The sequence below is a fragment of the Providencia sp. JUb39 genome (genome assembly GCF_012272845.1).
Taxonomy (GTDB): Bacteria; Pseudomonadota; Gammaproteobacteria; order Enterobacterales; family Enterobacteriaceae; genus Providencia; species Providencia lanzhouensis.
This window is the reverse complement of record NZ_JAAWXD020000001.1, coordinates 258,252-275,451: the sequence shown is the minus strand read 5'-3', so window position 1 is coordinate 275,451 and position 17,200 is coordinate 258,252. Positions and strand designations below refer to the sequence as shown.

Annotated in this window: 14 protein-coding genes and 1 tRNA gene; 12 read left to right on the top strand and 3 right to left on the bottom strand. The window is 42.1% G+C overall.

From position 1 onward, the window contains the following. The first annotated feature begins 3 nt into the window (after positions 1 to 3). The 4 genes from HFU86_RS01200 (at position 4) to HFU86_RS01185 (ending at position 5,524) form a co-directional block, all read left to right on the top strand. A complete protein-coding gene (locus HFU86_RS01200; RefSeq protein WP_255425917.1) occupies positions 4 to 771 on the top strand; it encodes a fimbrial biogenesis chaperone in 768 nt (255 codons plus the stop codon). After that, on the top strand, positions 758 to 1,564 hold the full coding sequence (locus HFU86_RS01195; protein ID WP_187128557.1) for a fimbrial biogenesis chaperone: 807 nt from the start codon (positions 758 to 760) through the stop codon (positions 1,562 to 1,564). Before HFU86_RS01200 ends, HFU86_RS01195 begins: the two co-directional genes overlap by 14 nt. An 81-nt stretch (positions 1,565 to 1,645) precedes the next feature. Further along, complete coding sequence (locus HFU86_RS01190) at positions 1,646 to 4,390, top strand: fimbria/pilus outer membrane usher protein (protein ID WP_187128556.1); 2,745 nt, start codon at positions 1,646 to 1,648, stop codon at positions 4,388 to 4,390. Between the two features lie 18 nt (positions 4,391 to 4,408). After that, positions 4,409 to 5,524, top strand: a complete 1,116-nt coding sequence (locus HFU86_RS01185) for a hypothetical protein (protein ID WP_187128555.1) — start codon at positions 4,409 to 4,411, stop codon at positions 5,522 to 5,524. A gap of 143 nt (positions 5,525 to 5,667) precedes the next feature. Here HFU86_RS01185 and HFU86_RS01180 read toward each other — a convergent pair whose 3' ends face one another. Then, complete coding sequence (locus HFU86_RS01180; RefSeq protein ID WP_187128554.1) at positions 5,668 to 5,991, bottom strand: hypothetical protein; 324 nt, start codon at positions 5,989 to 5,991, stop codon at positions 5,668 to 5,670. 1,191 nt (positions 5,992 to 7,182) lie between these two features. Between HFU86_RS01180 and HFU86_RS01175 the strand changes: the two genes are divergently transcribed. The 6 genes from HFU86_RS01175 (at position 7,183) to HFU86_RS01150 (ending at position 13,677) form a co-directional block, all read left to right on the top strand. Continuing rightward, positions 7,183 to 7,710, top strand: coding sequence for a fimbrial protein (locus HFU86_RS01175; protein WP_036950066.1), 528 nt, complete (start codon positions 7,183 to 7,185; stop codon positions 7,708 to 7,710). Positions 7,711 to 7,768: 58 nt separating this feature from the next. Continuing rightward, positions 7,769 to 8,482: a fimbrial biogenesis chaperone gene (locus tag HFU86_RS01170; protein WP_132497177.1), complete on the top strand. Its 714-nt coding sequence runs from the start codon at positions 7,769 to 7,771 to the stop codon at positions 8,480 to 8,482. Positions 8,483 to 8,496: 14 nt separating this feature from the next. Beyond that, positions 8,497 to 11,052 (top strand): fimbria/pilus outer membrane usher protein, encoded by a 2,556-nt coding sequence (locus HFU86_RS01165; protein ID WP_187128553.1) that lies wholly within the window; start codon positions 8,497 to 8,499, stop codon positions 11,050 to 11,052. A 15-nt stretch (positions 11,053 to 11,067) separates the two neighbouring features. Beyond that, positions 11,068 to 12,426 (top strand): fimbrial protein, encoded by a 1,359-nt coding sequence (locus HFU86_RS01160; RefSeq protein ID WP_036950069.1) that lies wholly within the window; start codon positions 11,068 to 11,070, stop codon positions 12,424 to 12,426. Positions 12,427 to 12,428: 2 nt separating this feature from the next. Next, the gene (locus HFU86_RS01155; protein ID WP_165906967.1) at positions 12,429 to 13,133 is read left to right on the top strand and encodes a fimbrial biogenesis chaperone; all 705 of its coding nucleotides are present in this window, start codon (positions 12,429 to 12,431) and stop codon (positions 13,131 to 13,133) included. 181 nt (positions 13,134 to 13,314) lie between these two features. Next, positions 13,315 to 13,677 (top strand): YibL family ribosome-associated protein, encoded by a 363-nt coding sequence (locus HFU86_RS01150; protein ID WP_132497203.1) that lies wholly within the window; start codon positions 13,315 to 13,317, stop codon positions 13,675 to 13,677. Here the strand turns inward: HFU86_RS01150 and rhuM are convergent. Both rhuM and HFU86_RS01140 read right to left on the bottom strand, forming a co-directional pair. Beyond that, positions 13,674 to 13,883 (bottom strand): RhuM family protein, encoded by a 210-nt coding sequence (gene rhuM, locus HFU86_RS20275; RefSeq protein WP_222717637.1) that lies wholly within the window; start codon positions 13,881 to 13,883, stop codon positions 13,674 to 13,676. The genes HFU86_RS01150 and rhuM overlap by 4 nt on opposite strands. A gap of 76 nt (positions 13,884 to 13,959) precedes the next feature. Continuing rightward, a tRNA-Sec gene (locus HFU86_RS01140) sits at positions 13,960 to 14,054 on the bottom strand. A gap of 283 nt (positions 14,055 to 14,337) precedes the next feature. Between HFU86_RS01140 and prlC the strand changes: the two genes are divergently transcribed. Next, positions 14,338 to 16,380, top strand: coding sequence for an oligopeptidase A (prlC, locus tag HFU86_RS01135; protein ID WP_187128552.1), 2,043 nt, complete (start codon positions 14,338 to 14,340; stop codon positions 16,378 to 16,380). Beyond that, positions 16,373 to 17,143, top strand: coding sequence for a 16S rRNA (guanine(1516)-N(2))-methyltransferase RsmJ (gene rsmJ, locus HFU86_RS01130; protein WP_132497180.1), 771 nt, complete (start codon positions 16,373 to 16,375; stop codon positions 17,141 to 17,143). Before prlC ends, rsmJ begins: the two co-directional genes overlap by 8 nt. Positions 17,144 to 17,200 lie beyond the last annotated feature (57 nt).

Here is a 17,200-nt window from a genome sequence, read left to right as displayed (position 1 = left end):
AGCATGTTTTCGAATCGTTTTTTTGACTATCGCGCGCTTATTATTTTGTTGATATGCAGCAGTTTTTCAACGCTATCCTTTGCCGCAGAAGGCGGGCTGCGTTTGGCTCAAACTCGTGTCGTCTTTGATGCTGCCAATCCAAATACAAAACTTGCCATCAAAAACAGCAGTTCGCAGGTTTACTTAATCAAAGCTGACGTCCTCAATACGCCAGAGGGGAATGCCCACAAACCCGCGCCCCCGTTTATTGTGACACCACCGATGTCTCGCTTAGAAAAAGAGAGCCAAAGCACACTGCTTATTGTACGTAATGGTACCGCGGAGCTGCCGACAGACCGAGAATCCGTGTTTTATTTAAGCTTATTAGCGATCCCTTCCACCACAAAAGCGAGTGCCCCCGAAGGTGAGATGACCAGTGCGCAAGTTTCGGTGGGGATCCGCAACGTTATCAAGCTGTTTTATCGCCCGAAAGGGTTCCCCATGAGCGTCGAAACCGCCTCAAGCCAACTGGTTTTTCGCCAGCAAGGTCAACAGCTTGAAGTCCGTAACTCAACGCCGTATTACATCACGTTGGCGCAATTGAGTGTGGATCAGCACCCCATTGATGTACGAGAGCTGGGCCCTATGATTGCGCCCTTCTCCACCCAAACGTACCCCGTCAACGGCGGTGCCACACACGCAGAGTGGAGAGTGATTACCGATTATGGGGATATGAGCACCGCGTATCAGGGGAAGATTCAATCAGGAGATATTCGCGATGAAAAACATTAAGTTATTGAAGATGATAAAACCTGTGTTGTATCGCCTGATGAGTGGAGTTGCCCTATTGGCGGCACTTTTTACCCAACCTGTGTTGGCAAATAACATCCAAGACCAAATTAATGGGCTGACACTGCATTCAACCCGTGTGATTTACCCCCATGATGCCAAAAACGGGGTGACGTACACTATCACCAATAATACGGCGATACCGTATTTATTACAGGCGCGCCTCTTGCCGTGGGAAGGGAATTCATCAAGCAAAACGGCGAACGAGAATACCGAAACCGTGGATGAAAACCTGACGGCATTTATTGCCTTACCGCCGTTACAGCGCTTCGAACCGGGCGAAACGCTCACATTGCGTATTCTTCAAAAGCATCATTTACTCGCGCAAGATAAAGAGTCGATTGCGCAGTTATCATTGACTGCCATCCCCGCCCAGTCAAAAGAGGCGGCTGAAGGCGCGCAAATGATCCTGGCGGTACAAAACAATCTGAAGCTGTTTTATCGCCCCGCGGGATTACCGGAACATCATCTCGACAATATCGCCGAACAGCTGCAATTTCAGCGCACAAAAAATACGCTAACCCTGAAAAACCCGACGCCCTTTTATGTCACGTTAGCGTCACTGTCGGTGGGGAAAAACGCCCTGAATTTAAGTTCCTCACGCATGATCCCTCCCTTTGGGGAGGCGCAGTGGCCCCTTGATGCCAGCCATGTCGCAAACGACATTCATTGGCAGCTCATGGAAGACGATGGCGGAACCGACACAATGAGAACACGCCAACTCTCAGCAATGTAACCACAACCGACAGATAAACACATTCACCCGATGCGCATTGGCAACGGGGGGATTCTTGCATTCGCAAGATAAAGGAAGATCATGAAAAAAGCCCATAAAATTGCTGAACACCAGCCAAAAAATCCTTTTTTCCGTTATCACCCGCTGGCGTGTCTATTGCTATTGGCGGTCGCGCCAACACAGGCCGAAGATTACTTTGACCCCAGTTTTTTAGGGGTGGTGGGTGAAAACACAGACGTGGATTTATCCGCGTTCTCACAAGCCGGTGGCGTTGCCGAAGGGGAATACACCGTTTCCGTATTTGTGAACCAACAGGACGTGGGACAATTCACGCTTAATTTTATCAAAAATGCCCACGGTGAAATCGCACCGGAATTAACCCCTGAGCAACTCGACACCTTTGGGGTCAATGTGCCGCAAATTCCTGTCCTGAAAGACTTACCTAACGGCGAGTTTATTTCAGATTTAGGCGCACTGATCCCACAAGCGACAACCCGATTAGATTTGTCACGCTTGCGATTAAACATCAGCGTGCCGCAAGTAGCGATGCAATCTCAAGTCAACCGTAATGCGGATCCGTCATTATGGGACGATGGCATTCCGGCACTCATGGCGAACTATAACGTCAGCGCCGGTCGCACCACGAGCCGCTATGACCACGGCAAAAAAAATCAAAATACCAACGTATTTGCGTCCGCACGATTGGGTGCCAATGCAGGGCCGTGGCGTCTGCGCAGTAACCTCACCCACTCTCGCTTTGAATACAGCGGGAGCGAGAACCAATCGGCCACGACCAACACCCAAACCTACTTTTCCAATACCACCCTATCACGGGATATTCGGGCATTGCGCTCAACATTGTTAGTGGGTGAAAGCAGCACGGGCAGCGATGTGTTTGATGGTGTGCCTTTTAAGGGCGTGCAGCTGACTTCCAACGAGCAGATGCTGCCAAGCCAATTACGCGGCTATGCGCCGGCGATCAGTGGTGTCGCCAACAGCAATGCCCGCGTCACTATCCGCCAAAATGGCAATATCGTGTATGAAGCCTATGTGGCTCCAGGGCCTTTTTATATCAATGATATCCAGCAAGCGGGGTTATCCGGGGATTATGACGTCACGGTCACCGAAGCCGATGGCGCTGAACGCCAGTTTGTGGTGCCCTATTCATCCTTACCCGTGATGCTGCGCCCCGGCGGCTGGAAATACGAAGTGGCCTCCGGTCGTTATAACGGTAACTTGACCACCAGCTCGCGTCGTTCTGACTTTATTCTCGGTACCGCTGTTTATGGGCTGCATAACGATGTCACGGTGTATGGCGGCGCCTTGCTGGCAAAAGATTATCAATCACTGAGTGCGGGAGCCGGGGTCTCGTTAGGGGATTTCGGTGCCGTCTCCACGGACGTCACTCACTCATCGGCTAAATTTACTTATTCCAACCCTGTGTCTAGCTCTAGCGAGCGAAAAACGGGGCAATCTTACCGTATCCGTTACTCAAAAAGCTTAATGGCAACAGGCACGTCAGTGGATTTAACCGCATTACGTTACTCCACCGAGCATTTCTATAATTTCAGCGAATTTAACAGCCAAGGTTATCGCCTTGAAGAGGGTCTTAGCCCGTGGACGTTGCAACGTCGTCGCAGCAGCTTCCAAACCCAACTCAGCCAACAGATGCAACAGTATGGCTCACTGCATTTTCGCGCTAACCGCGATGATTACTGGGGCAGCAGCCGAACCTTAACCGGTTTATCCATGGGCTACAGCAACAGCTTTAAAGGGGTCAGTTACGGTGTGAACTACAATATCGACCGCGTGAAAGACAGCCGCAATCACTGGCCGGAAAACCGCCAGCTCTCTTTTAACTTAAGCGTGCCGTTCAGTGTGTTTACCCAAGACCGTGATTTGCAGTCCATTTATGCCACTTACTCCATGAGCCATGACCAAAATGGGCGCACGCAAAATAATAGCGGCCTGAGCGGCAACATGCTGGATGGCAAGCTGTCTTATGGCGCATCACAAAGCTGGGGAAATAAAGGGCAAATTGCCAACACCAACCTGAATGCGGGCTACCAAGGCGATAAAGGCAGCATCAGCACGGGTTATAGCTACAGCAATAATTCCCAGTCAATCAATATGAACGCCAGCGGCGGTGCATTACTGCACGCCGAAGGGCTGACATTAAGCCGCTCTATGGGGGATTCAGTTGCGCTTATCAGCGCGCCGGGCGCCGAAGGGGTCAGTGTTAATGGCGGTTCTGCTGTCACGGATTGGCGAGGCTATGCCGTGGCACCTTATCTTTCCGACTATAACAAAAACAGCATTGGCTTAGACCCAAGCACACTGCCTGAAAATGTCGATTTACCGCAATCCAATACCAACGTTTACCCCACCAAAGGTGCTGTGGTGAAAGCCAGTTTCCGTACCCGTATTGGTTACCAAGTGTTAATGACCTTAAAACAGGGGGCCAAATATGTGCCCTTTGGGGCGATTGCGACCTTAACCTCCGATAACAGCGCTGACAACATTAGCAGCATTGTGGGGGATGCCGGGCAGGTGTACCTCACTGGGTTACCAGAAACGGGGGAATTGTTGGTGAAGTGGGGAGAGACCGCCGCACAGCAATGTCAGGTGAAGTTCGATTTACGTCATATTGATGTCTCTGCGGATATGCCAATCCGTCAAGTGACATATACCTGCGGTACTGAAAGTAAAACAGAAATGGCGTTACCAGCAAAAGAGCCCGTTAGCTTGACTTCAGAAATACAGACATTCGAAGACCTAGCGAATGAAGAAAAATCTCCATTTTCACAATGGACAAACTTTGAGTAATAAAAGGATTAATAAAATATGAAATATTATTTTTATAAATTAATTGGGAGTATTTGTTTCTTTTTGCTAGGTCAGCCTCAAGCGTTATCTCTTAGCGGGCCTTCTGGTGAATATGATATCGGAGGTGGTTTAGTATGGAGCAATGCTGTTAATGATACATATCGTTCAGCAACCGGTTGGGGGTACCAAACTATAATGGACCAAAGCTGTTTTGCCTTTAATATTCGCAGTACAGATGATAATTCTGTTTTTAATCGTGCAAGTACAACATATACATCATCAGATGGTAAATATACAGGCTTAAAGATTGCTGAAGACATCCTTTTTATTGTAAAAGATGCGACTGCTAATACTTATGGAGGAGGAGGGGATAATGGTGGAGCCACGTTTAATTCTTATGGAAAGACGACTGCGACGGGTAGAGCAGTGATCCAAAAATCCCCATTTACATATTGTGTTACAGGGACATCTTATAATAGTTTTCCTAACCCGATGGGGGCAGGAAGAAGCCTCTCTTTTAATGGAACTGTTGCTATTTATGTGGGGCCTAATGCACAGCCAGGGAAGTATAGTGTCCCTGCTTTCTATGCTGGCCTATATATGGAAACTGGGATCCCCCTTTCTTCAGCAGGATTTATCACAGTAAAAACTCCGTTATCCTGCTCTATTTCTACACCACCTAAGATTGATTTCGGCAAAGTGAATGTTTGGGAGTGGGAAGGCAATACTTCAGGTACACCTGGTGGGAATCGTAAGGATGTTTTAGGGGTAGTGGATGGAAATTTATCCATAAATTGTACCGGTGATAATAACGTTGTTACTCCTGCTAAATTAACACTTAAGGGAAACACTCAAGGTTATGCGAATGACTTAAAAATGACGATGGATGCCACCGGTGAAGTTGCTCCTGCAACCATACGAGCATCAATTAAATCAATTTACTCAGCATGCTCCTCTAATGGTATATATTTTAATTCTGGAACAAACCCTGAACCAGGAAATGTCGTGGATTTAGGTGGACTTACCGTCGGTTCACATCAAGTCCCTTACCGTTTTAGCCTCTGTGCGCTTGGAGAAGGTTTTAAATCTGGCGCCGCTTCTGCCACCGCCACCGTCACCATTGATTGGGAATAACCTAGGTGAGTTTTCTGGTCAAACAGTGATTATTCTAAATAATAACTAAAGCGGCTGATCATCACTTAAATTATTTTCCTTCCCTTTAAAAATTAACCATCTCTTTAAATTGCATCTAAAGAGATGGTTACATTCATTCTCCACTATTTTTCTGAGATAAATTGTTCTTCATAAGCGTCTAGATGATGCTTAAAAAATTTCTCGAACTCTTCTGCTGACTCGACTAAAACCGTTACCTCGATGTATTGCTCACCAAACTTGTCTGAATGATCTTCAATCATGATAGATTTACAAAGGATCTCTTCATGGGCATCACTGCAATACAGTTTGCAGCTCACGGTACTGATATTGGGTTTATAAAACGGTGTTGGTACTAATTCACCAAAGACAAATCCCATTGGCGGGTCACTTTTTTCAAGTTCGCTCATCCCAATAATTTGGTCTTTGTAGATAATTTTATATTTCATTGGGAAGTCCTTTGTATCTCTTCACCATAAAATGTTATTTTAAAAAACCCCAAGCATTAAGAAACAAAATCACATCATAAAATTAACATTAAATAATAAACTTAAACATTATCCTCACAAAATCAAAACTAGCATATTATTTTATCATTACCAAATTAATTAGTTCATTTTTAATGTGATAATGGTTTAATCAATATAATTTAGTTACTTTAATATAACTGGCTGATACTAAATATTAGCATTGAATTTTAATCAAGGGTCATACATTAAATGAGATGCTATTAATACCCTTCAGTATCACTATTAAAATTCTCTTACTGACTTTTAAAACTAAAGTATTAAGTCTTATTAAACTTCATGTTTAAGACATATTTTTACCAATAAAACGAGTATTTAATATATTAAAAATAATCATTACCTCCCCCAAGAAAACCCAATCAATAAAAAATTAAAAACCGAATATAATTCCAATAAAAACAACTAAATACAATAACACCACCAACAATTTAAATTATTTTCATCTCAACATTCAGATACATTCAAAAAGAAATATAAGGTACATAGAAAGCGAGTCACCTTATTAGATGCACCATCAAAAATTGCTTTTTATTACTTTTCTATATAACGAATTAAGAATTATCTTAATTTTTAGGCGGAAACATTTTTTACTAAAAAATTTATTACATACGTTTTTCTACTTATCCTAAATTTAAATTAGTCTAACTAAGTTAACTTAGAGTGATTCATTTTTACTTATTTAATTAGCCTTTTGATTTTTCAAAATAATAAGCATCACTTATTTATCATTAATTATTTTTATGCTTTAAGATTTTGTATCAAAATATGTTTAATTGTTTCAAATTGAAAGTATTTACATCCCTAAATTTGTTTTTCACACCTTTTAAGTGAGTATTAGTTATGTTAATATTTTTTTGATTTAAATTTCCTTGTATTTATAGGGATACATTTTTAAATGTGGTAACGATAATAAAGAAATGAAATTCATTCTCATAACTTTATTTTCCTAACAAAGAAAAATTAAACATCTCCTTTAAATACCTCTCATTAACTTATTAATGAGATGGCTTTTAGCATCTTTAATAAATAATGTATTAGTTTTTCTTGTATCAATTTAATACTTTTTTGTAAGCAAATAAAAATTACATATTTTTGAATGGAGAGAATGTAATCATGAATAAATATTTAGTTATCGCAGCCTGTATTGTTTCTTCTAATGCAATAGCTGCTTCTAATAATACAATACGTTTTCAAGGCGAAGTTGCTGATGAAACATGTACTGTAACAATTAATGGAAACACCGCGTTACCTGTTGTTTTATTGCCAACAGTATCAAAGAAAGACCTAGCATCATCAGGTAGTACTGCTGGTGAAACACCATTTACCATCGCAGTGAGTGGCTGTACAGGATCGACAACTACAGATACAAATATCAACACCATTTTTGTTGCTAACAATATTACATCCAGTAACCGCGTTGGTAATACTGGTACGGCAACTAATGTTTCTTTAGAACTCATTGAACCAACTGGTAGTAAAGCCGCACTTGATGTAACAGGTACTAAATCTAATGCTGGATTAGTATTAAAACAAAATGAAAAATCGGCAACTCATGACTATGCCGTTCGTTATTATGCTGAAGGTCAGGCTGAAGCGGGTACTGTGTTAGGAAGTGTTCAATATTCTATTTCTTATAATTAAGCCCCTAATCTCTCTTCTCAAAAAGAAGAGAGATTGTTTTTATAAAAAGAGCCAAATAATGAAAAAATTTATTTTTTTTATTCTTTTTATTTCTGCCTTTGTTTCAAGCGCATCAGCATCTGTCACGATGTTAAAAACTCGTGTTGTTTATCTGTCAGATACCAAGTCAGAAACATTAAAATTAAAGAATAACGACAATACCCCCTATATCATGCAAATCTGGACGGATATCGATAATCCGAATTCAACACCAGCCGATGCAGATGGCCCTTTCATTGTTCAACCGACAGTATTTCGTATTGAGCCAAATACAGGTAGAGACGCGAACTTAATTTATACCGGAGGAAGTTTACCTCAAGATAAGGAATCCCTATTTTATTTAAATTTAGTGCAAATTCCTCCTCGCGATGCTGCTTCAAGTGAGAATGAACTTTCTTTTTTAATTCGCCATCGTATTAAAATTTTCTACCGTCCAGCATCACTCTCCTCAGGAGCCGATGACATAGGGAAACATATCTCATTTTCAGGCATAACGTCTTCAGGTATCGAAGTTAAGAACAACTCACCTTATTTTTTATCATTGAACTCTGTAAAAGTATTCGGTCAAGCAGGTGAAAAAATAGAATTAATACCAACAATGATCCCGCCATTTGCCAGTAAAAAATTGCCGCTTAAAGATGAAAAAACCATAAATTCAAAGCAAGACAAAGTCATATTCTCATTTACCAACGATTTGGGTGGTAATGTCGAATACACGTATAAATATAATTAGTGGATAAAAATAAGATGACAATCAGACGTTGTTACTATTTAAGGAGAGAAAACCTATCGTTTAAATACAAGATTGCATCTTATTGCTTTATTGCTGTTTTATTTATCTCTAAAGCTAATGCTCAACATCATGAGCAATCATTTGTCTTTGACCAAAGTATGTTACTAGGTGGAGGGCAAAATATTGATATTAATAAATTTAGTGAGAATAACTATGTCCCAACAGGGCAATATTTAGTCAATCTTTTTGTTAACAGTAACTTCTATGAAAAAAAAGAGGTTGAGTTCAAGTTAGATAAGACAGATACCACCTCTCCATGTTTTTCACCTGAAGAATTAGAGTCTATGGGCATTTTGCTCAAAAAAGCCAATGCTTCCATAGAAACAGAATCCGCCCAATGCTTGTTTATTCAAGACATTATCCCTGACGCTAAAGTGAGTTTTGACTCTTCTAATTTAAGATTAAATCTCCTCATTCCACAGATTTATATCAAACAAGATGCTAAAGGATTTGTCCCGGAAAGTAGCTTAAATGCTGGAACAGCGATGCTTTTCGCTAATTATGATACCAACTATTACAAAAATAAGTCCAAAGGGTACAACTCTGATTATGCGTTTGCCAGTTTCAACGGGGGAATAAATTTAGGTTTATGGCAGTTTCGCCAACAAGCATCAATGAATTACACATCGACAGAAAATAATAATGGCAAAAAAACGAAATTTAATTGGATAAGAACTTATCTGCAACGTCCTATTGTTTCACTAAAATCGCAATTGTTAGTCGGTGAAATATCTACCGCTGGTTCAATTTTTGGCAGCCTTTCATTTAGAGGCATTCAGCTAATTTCAGATGATCGGATGCTGCCTGACTCACAAAAAGGGTATGCGCCCGTTATCCGTGGTGTCGCCACAACAACCGCTCGCGTCTCAGTAAAGCAAAATGGCGTTGAAATCTACCAAACGACGGTATCTCCAGGCCAATTTGAAATCACAGATTTATACCCAACCAGCTATGAAGGCGACCTGCTTGTTGAAGTTCAAGAAGCAAATGACAAGGTAACATCATTTGTTGTGCCTTTCTCTGCCGTACCTGAGTCTGTTCGCCCAGGATATACTCGCTATGCTATCGCGATGGGTGAATTGAAGAATTTCAACCGAATAAATAATCGGTTTGTTGATGCATCTTTTCAGCATGGTTTAACAAACATGCTAACGCTAAGCAGTGGTATCCGTGCAGCAGATAAATACTATGCGGCTTCTGTTGGAACAGTACTTGCGACTCAATTTGGTGCTTTTGGGCTACAATCCGCCTTTTCTAATGCTGATATCAATGGTGAAACTCATCAGGGCGCGCGAGTTGGCATAAATTACAGCCGTACTTTGTCGACAACAAATACGATTATTACATTAGCTGGCTATAAATATTCAACTGAAGGGTTTCGTGAATTAGCTGATGTTTTAGGTGTGAGAGGAATGAAATCAGAAAATGAAGTCTGGAACTCCAATACCTATAAACAAGAAAGCCAAATGGTGCTACACATCAACCAATCTTTAGGGGAGTGGGGACAAGTTTTTACATCGGGTTCAATCAATAATTATTATGGTAACCGTGAACGCGATACTCAATTCCAACTAGGGTATTCAAACACATATAAAAATATTGGATACAGTATTGTTTATAGCCAACAAAAAGTTGGACATGTTAACGACAATTACACGTATAGTGATCAACGTGATAATTCAAAAACCGATAAAATCGTGATGTTCACGGTTTCAGTCCCTCTGGGAGGGAGCTATGACTCTCCTATGCTGATGCTCGGTGGTACAAATAGCGACAGTAATTCCAGCTATCAAGCCAACCTATCTGGAATTATGGGAGAAGACCAAACACTCAGTTACAGCGTGAATGCCGACTATGATGCGAATAATAGAAATGTAAGCTCAGGAATTCATTTAACGAAACAATTTCCTGAAGCGACAATTTCCGGCAGTGTATCTAAAGGTGAAAATTATACTCAAGGCAGCCTTTCTGCTAGGGGAGCCATCGTTGCTCATGGTGGAGGAGTCACTATGGGTCCGTATGTTAGCGACACATTTGCGTTAGTTGAAGCGCAAGGCGCTAAAGGGGCTAGAGTGATTAATGGTTCTGGCGCTTCAATTGATAGGTTCGGATATGCAATTATCCCGTCTCTCATCCCTTATCAATACAATAACGTTGGCTTAGACAGTAAAGAAATTGAGGATAATCATGTTGCATTAGCTGAAAACTCCCAAAAAATTGCACCTTACGCAGGTGCCAACGTAAAACTGAAGTTTAATACATCCGTAGGTTATCCTATTCTTATTTCTATACCTCAATCTATATCATTACCTCTGGGTGCAGACGTTTATGATGCCAACAAACAAGTCGTTGGATTAGTAGGACAAGGAAATCAGATATACGCTCGAGTTGAACAATTGAATGGCACTCTATCCGTTGCCCAGCAATTAGGCGATTGCCACGTAACGTACAACATTCCTGATGACAAAAAAGCATTGAGTCTTATTTTATTAAATGAAACTTGCGAGTAAGTAAAGGCGATTAAAATGACAACATCTTCTTTTGCAAAAATATTGCTAGCCCTGCTACTTTCTTCTTTTACTACCTATACATTCGCAACATGCTATCGAATCACATCAATAAATACGAACTCTGGTAGCGTATATTATACCGAACCTGGAAAGGGAACGGCTGGTGCTTGGGGAGGGTCTACGGATTCATCGGGTACAATGGGTACAACGCCAAGAGTTATTAATATTAATAATAATAACTTTCAACCTTTAGGGTCTTTAATCGCTACAGGATATGTTTCTTTTTTAGATTCAGGTTCTGCACGTTATGAACCGGAACAAATTTTATTTCGTTGCACCGCTGATGAAGATGGGTTTTTAAAAGAATTCTATGCCACCAATGGTGATTCAGCATATGCTGGCATGTATCAAGCTAACCCTGCTTTAGGGCTCGATCAGACCTATACAACCATCGTTAATGGTGTCGGAATTAGAGTTAAGAATGTCAATACAGGGGAGTATTTTTCTCGCTATTGGAAATCTCGCCCACTAACAAATCTAGATAGAGATAGCCAAGGTTGGATTCTGGTTAAAGCCAAAAACTTTTCCGACTCAAGCATAGAGTTATTTAAAATTGACTATGGTTCAGGAGTTCCCGTGCCAAGCGTAACAACGGGGACTGTTTCTTGGACTCAACCTTCTACCTATACGGCATTTAAATGTAAGCAATGCTCTTTAAACGTAACGGAGAATGCAGATTCCGCATACTACTATAATGGTTGGTATCTATATTGGCCCGGAGCCATTAATTTGCACCAAAACATCGTTGTTAGACGAGCCGCCACTTGTATGGTTGAAAACGTGACACCAAATGTATTTTTCCCATTAATCTCTAAGAATGAGATCGATAATAATGTGAAAGTCACCGCGCCTATTAATATTCGATTTCAGTGCCAATCCGGCTCCCCTGCAAATAGCGGACTTTCAGGGTTTGTCAGCGGAACCGCAAATACACAAACTGCGATGGGTTTTTTACCTAACCCAGCAAATATTACCTCTGCCATTCAAGAAAACTTAACCGTTAGTTCGGGATCCGGAGTCACGCATTTACTGTCAAATGGGTATGGCATGCCAAACATTGCAACAGGCGTCGGGGTTAGATTGTATCAACTGAACGGCACGGCTTTAAATTACCTATCGTCTTTATCAAACACCGGTCAAGGAGCGGCTAATGGGTGGTACCCTGTTCTGACCGATGCTATTTCTGTTGGTGTAGTCAATGGCGTGACGACGTATTCTAAAACAGTCAATGCCTCACTTGAAAAGATCCCAGGTAAAGTCGTCAAACCCGGAAAGTTTGATGCAACTGTTCAAGTGATTATTCAGGTTCAATGACAATGAAATCTACCTTATTCGCGTTAATGATCTTGCTTTCTTCTTATAGTCAGGCAGCAATGATGATTGAAGGCTCACGGGTTATCATCAAGCATTCTCAAAGAGAAGCAACATTGCCCATTAAAAATACCAGTAAATACCCAGTTATTATCCAAAGCTGGGTTGATGATGGGGCTCCCGATGGCACACCAGAAAAAGCAAGTCACTCTCCTGTCATTGCTATTCCTACTATTTTCCGCCTTAATGAAAACGAATTAAAATACATTCGGTTAGTTAATAAATTTATGCCATCTTCAACAGACAGAGAATCACTTTATTGGCTAAATTTATATGAAATCACACCGACCCCTGACAATGAAAAAGGCAATGCCAGTATTATCAATGTCGCAGTCAGGCTACAAATTAAGGTCTTTTACCGACCTGATAACCTTAACGCGACCATTGGTGAAATAAGCGATCAAATCCAATTTACGTTAGATAAAGGAAGCCAACGCTTAACTATCAAAAACCCCACCCCTTTTTATATTACGTTCAATAAACTACAAATGGGTAAAACAGAAGAACAACTACCGACCATGTTATTGCCCCCCTTTTCGGAGCAACAGACTGAAATTAAAAAAGATAATACTAATGACAAGATACTGTTTAGCCTCATTGATGATTCCGGTGAACAAAATCATTATGAAAAAGAAATAATTGTCCGCTGATAATTCAACTCACCATGCTTCGAATTGGTTTTTGAGTAAAAATAAGCAGTGAAATAGTGATAGATAAATCGCAAATAACCGTATTTTGATGATGAGCCTTAATAGGTGCTATCCCCTTTCGCCCTCTTATGCGGAATGATGTATACTTGCCGGCAGGAAATTTATTCACGGTTAATTAATGATGAAAGAAACTGAAAAAACACAAATTAAAACGCTTAGCGACCGCTTAGACCTTATTCGTCACCAAATGGCAAGTATGCAACTGTCGACCCAAGCGGAAAAATACGCCGAGCTCGAAAAAGAAAAAGCGACGCTGGAAGTTGAAATCGCTCGTCTGAAAGAAACGCGTAACAAGAAGCTAAGTAAAGAAGCACAGAAATTGATGGATATGCCATTCAAGCGCCCTATCACTAAGAAAGAGCAAGCGGATATGGGCAAACTGAAGAAATCCGTACGAGGCCTCGTTATTGTCCACCCAATGACAGCATTAGGTCGCGAAATGGAGTTGGATGCTATGACCGGTTTTTCTAAGACTGATTTTTAATAAGAAAAATTTGTCCTAGATCGTGTTTTTCCTAGATTGAAAAATGCGCGGTTTCTGTATTGGAAAGCGTGCAGTTCTCTGACAAATTTTGTGCCGCGAACAGAACGGGCGCGGTAACCGACCGCAAGAATGGCAAGTAAACTATAGTCATCTACCTCTCTGGAAGCCTGGCCATTTCCCTCTAATCGAACTATCTGGAACTTCAGGATGATTGAGTTTTGAGCAAGTCTTTATAGATTAAGACAAACTACAAAAAATGGTATTAATACGAAGGGAGAAAAGTGGCGGAAGATCACAGGAGTCGAACCTGCCCGGGACTGCTGGCAGCCCCAACTGGATTTGAAATCCAGCCGCCTCACCGGAGACGACGATCTTCCTCTATTTGGTAGGTGTTCGATTATAAACTGAATTATTTATTTTCCAAGGTATTGTGAGAACAACCATTCAAATTATTGATGCACACCAATAATGCCACGCCATTCTCAAAAACTGATAACAAAAAGCACAAATGTGATATTGAGGTTTGTACAATTGCCCCCATATACTTATTCATGTCTACATACGGCGCGCTGATGTCAAAATCACCCCGCCAACACTTTCATTGTCAGCACAGTAAGCCTTGGCTCCCGAGCGCAAGCCTGCATTCAAGGATGTTTTTTTATGACAAACTCATTATTAGCCAATTCCTCATTACCTCGTTTTGAACATATTGAACCTGCACATATTTTCCCGGCAGTTGAACATGTTTTAGGCGAATATCGCCAAACCGTTGAAAATATTCTGGCGGCCAACAGCCACTATACTTGGGACAACCTGTGCCAACCATTAGAAGAAGCGAGCGATAAACTCTCCCGCGTTTGGTCCCCAGTAAGCCATCTGCATTCTGTTAAAAATAGCCCTGAACTACGTGAAGCTTATGAACAATGCCTGCCATTACTGTCCGAATTCAGTACATGGATGGGACAACATGAGCCACTGTATCAAGCTTATAAATCCCTCAAAGAAGACGCTGGATTTAATCAATTAAGCCAAGCTCAACGTAAATCTATCGAAAATACCCTGCGTGATTTTGAGCTGTCCGGTATTGGTTTACCTGCTGAAAAACAGCAACGTTATGGTGAAATCGTCGCACGTTTATCGGAGATCGCCTCTAAGTTTGGTAATAACGTCCTAGATTCCACAATGGGTTGGTCAAAACTCATTAAAGATGAAAGCGAGCTGGCAGGCATGCCAGAAAGCGCCATCGCCGCAGCAAAAGCCATGGCGGAATCTAAAGGTGAAGAAGGTTATTTACTGACTTTAGATATGCCAAGCTACCTGCCAGTCATGACCTATGCCGATAATGCAGAACTGCGCCGCGAAATGAGCTATGCCTATAGCACTCGCGCCTCAGACCAAGGTCCAAACGCAGGTAAATGGGATAACAGCGAACTTATCGATGAGTTAATGGCGCTACGCCATGAACTTGCTCAACTGCTTGGTTTTAAAAACTTTGCCGAAAAATCCCTCGCCACCAAAATGGCAGAATCCCCTGAGCAAGTTTTAGGTTTCCTGAATGATTTGGCTAACCGTGCTCATCAGCAAGGTAAAGAAGAACTCGCAGAACTGACCGCATTCGCGAAAGAAAATTATGGTGTTGAAACCCTCGAATCTTGGGATTTAGCCTATTACAGCGAAAAACAAAAACAGCATAAATTCTCACTTAATGATGAGCAATTACGCCCTTATTTCCCAGAGCAGCGCGTATTAAATGGGCTGTTTGAAGTCGTTCACCGTATTTATGGTTTAACGGCTAAAGAACGCCATGATGTTGAAACTTGGCACGATGATGTCCGTTTCTTCGAACTGTATGATGATACCAATACCCTACGCGGTAGCTTCTATCTCGATTTATATGCTCGCGAACACAAACGCGGCGGTGCATGGATGGATGATTGCGTGGGTCGTATGGTGCATAAAGATGGTTCGCTGCAAAATCCTGTGGCTTATTTAACTTGTAACTTTAATAAGCCGCTAGGGGATAAGCCTGCTTTATTTACCCACGATGAAGTCATCACCCTGTTCCACGAATTTGGTCATGGTCTACACCATATGCTGACCCAGATTGATGTTGCCGATGTGGCAGGTATCAATGGGGTTCCATGGGATGCCGTTGAATTACCAAGCCAATTTATGGAGAACTGGTGCTGGGAACCTGAAGCCCTTGAGTTTATCTCTGGTCACTATGAAACTGGCGAACCTTTGCCAGCTGACATGCTACAAAGCATGTTAGCCGCGAAAAATTACCAGTCTGCGATGTTTGTACTGCGCCAGCTTGAGTTTGGTCTGTTTGATTTCACCTTACACGCAGAATATGACCCAGCAAAAGGCGCGCAAGTGATGCCAACGCTGTATGCCATCAAAGAAAAAGTTGCCGTGGTACCATCACCAAAATGGGGACGTTTCCCACACGCGTTTAGCCACATTTTTGCCGGCGGTTACGCGGCGGGTTATTACAGCTATTTATGGGCGGATGTGTTGGCTGCTGATGCGTTCTCTCGCTTCTCTGAAGAAGGCATTTTTAATCGCCAAACTGGTCAATCCTTCCTCGACAATATTTTAAGTCGCGGGGGTTCTGAAGCACCAATGGTACTGTTCGAACGTTTCCGTGGTCGTAAACCAGAATTAGATGCGATGTTGAAGAGCTACGGTATTCATGGCTGAGAATATTGCTATCCAATTAATCTGTGAAGAGGGTGCCGATGTTGGCACTCTCAATCAACTTGCTGAAAAATGGCAACTCACACATACACCTGACGCCTTGATGGCGTTAGTGTTAACCCCTGAAAACCTGCAACTACGCAAAATGGATGAGCCAAAATTAGGTGGCATCTTTGTGGATTTTGTCTCGGGTGCGATGGCGCATCGCCGTAAATTTGGCGGTGGACGCGGTGAAGCGGTTGCTAAAGCGGTGGGGATCAAAAAAGAGTATCTGCCCGATGTAATTGATGCGACAGCCGGTTTAGGGCGCGATGCTTTTGTACTGGCAGCTTTAGGTTGTAAAGTGCGGATGTTAGAGCGTCATCCAGTGGTGGCTGCACTGCTTGATGATGGTTTACAACGTGGCTATCAAGACCCTGAAATTGGGGAATGGTTACAATCACGAATGTCACTGATCCATGCATCGAGCATTACGGCATTAGCTGAAATTACTGAGGCGCCGGACGTGATTTACCTCGACCCGATGTACCCACATCGGCAAAAAAGTGCATTAGTGAAGAAAGAGATGCGGGTGTTTCAGTCATTGGTCGGGGCTGATGATGATGCAGATTCTTTACTGGCACCAGCCATTGCGCTGGCAAAACGCCGTGTTGTGGTTAAGCGACCTGATTACGCCGAACCGCTTGCGGGGCAAAAAGCACCTTCAGCAGTCACAACCAAAAGCCATCGATTCGATATCTATCCCTGTATTAAACACAGCGATTAAAACGTAACGGCGAAGGGCGTTTGTACGGTTTATCACAGCGACAAACTTGTACGACCG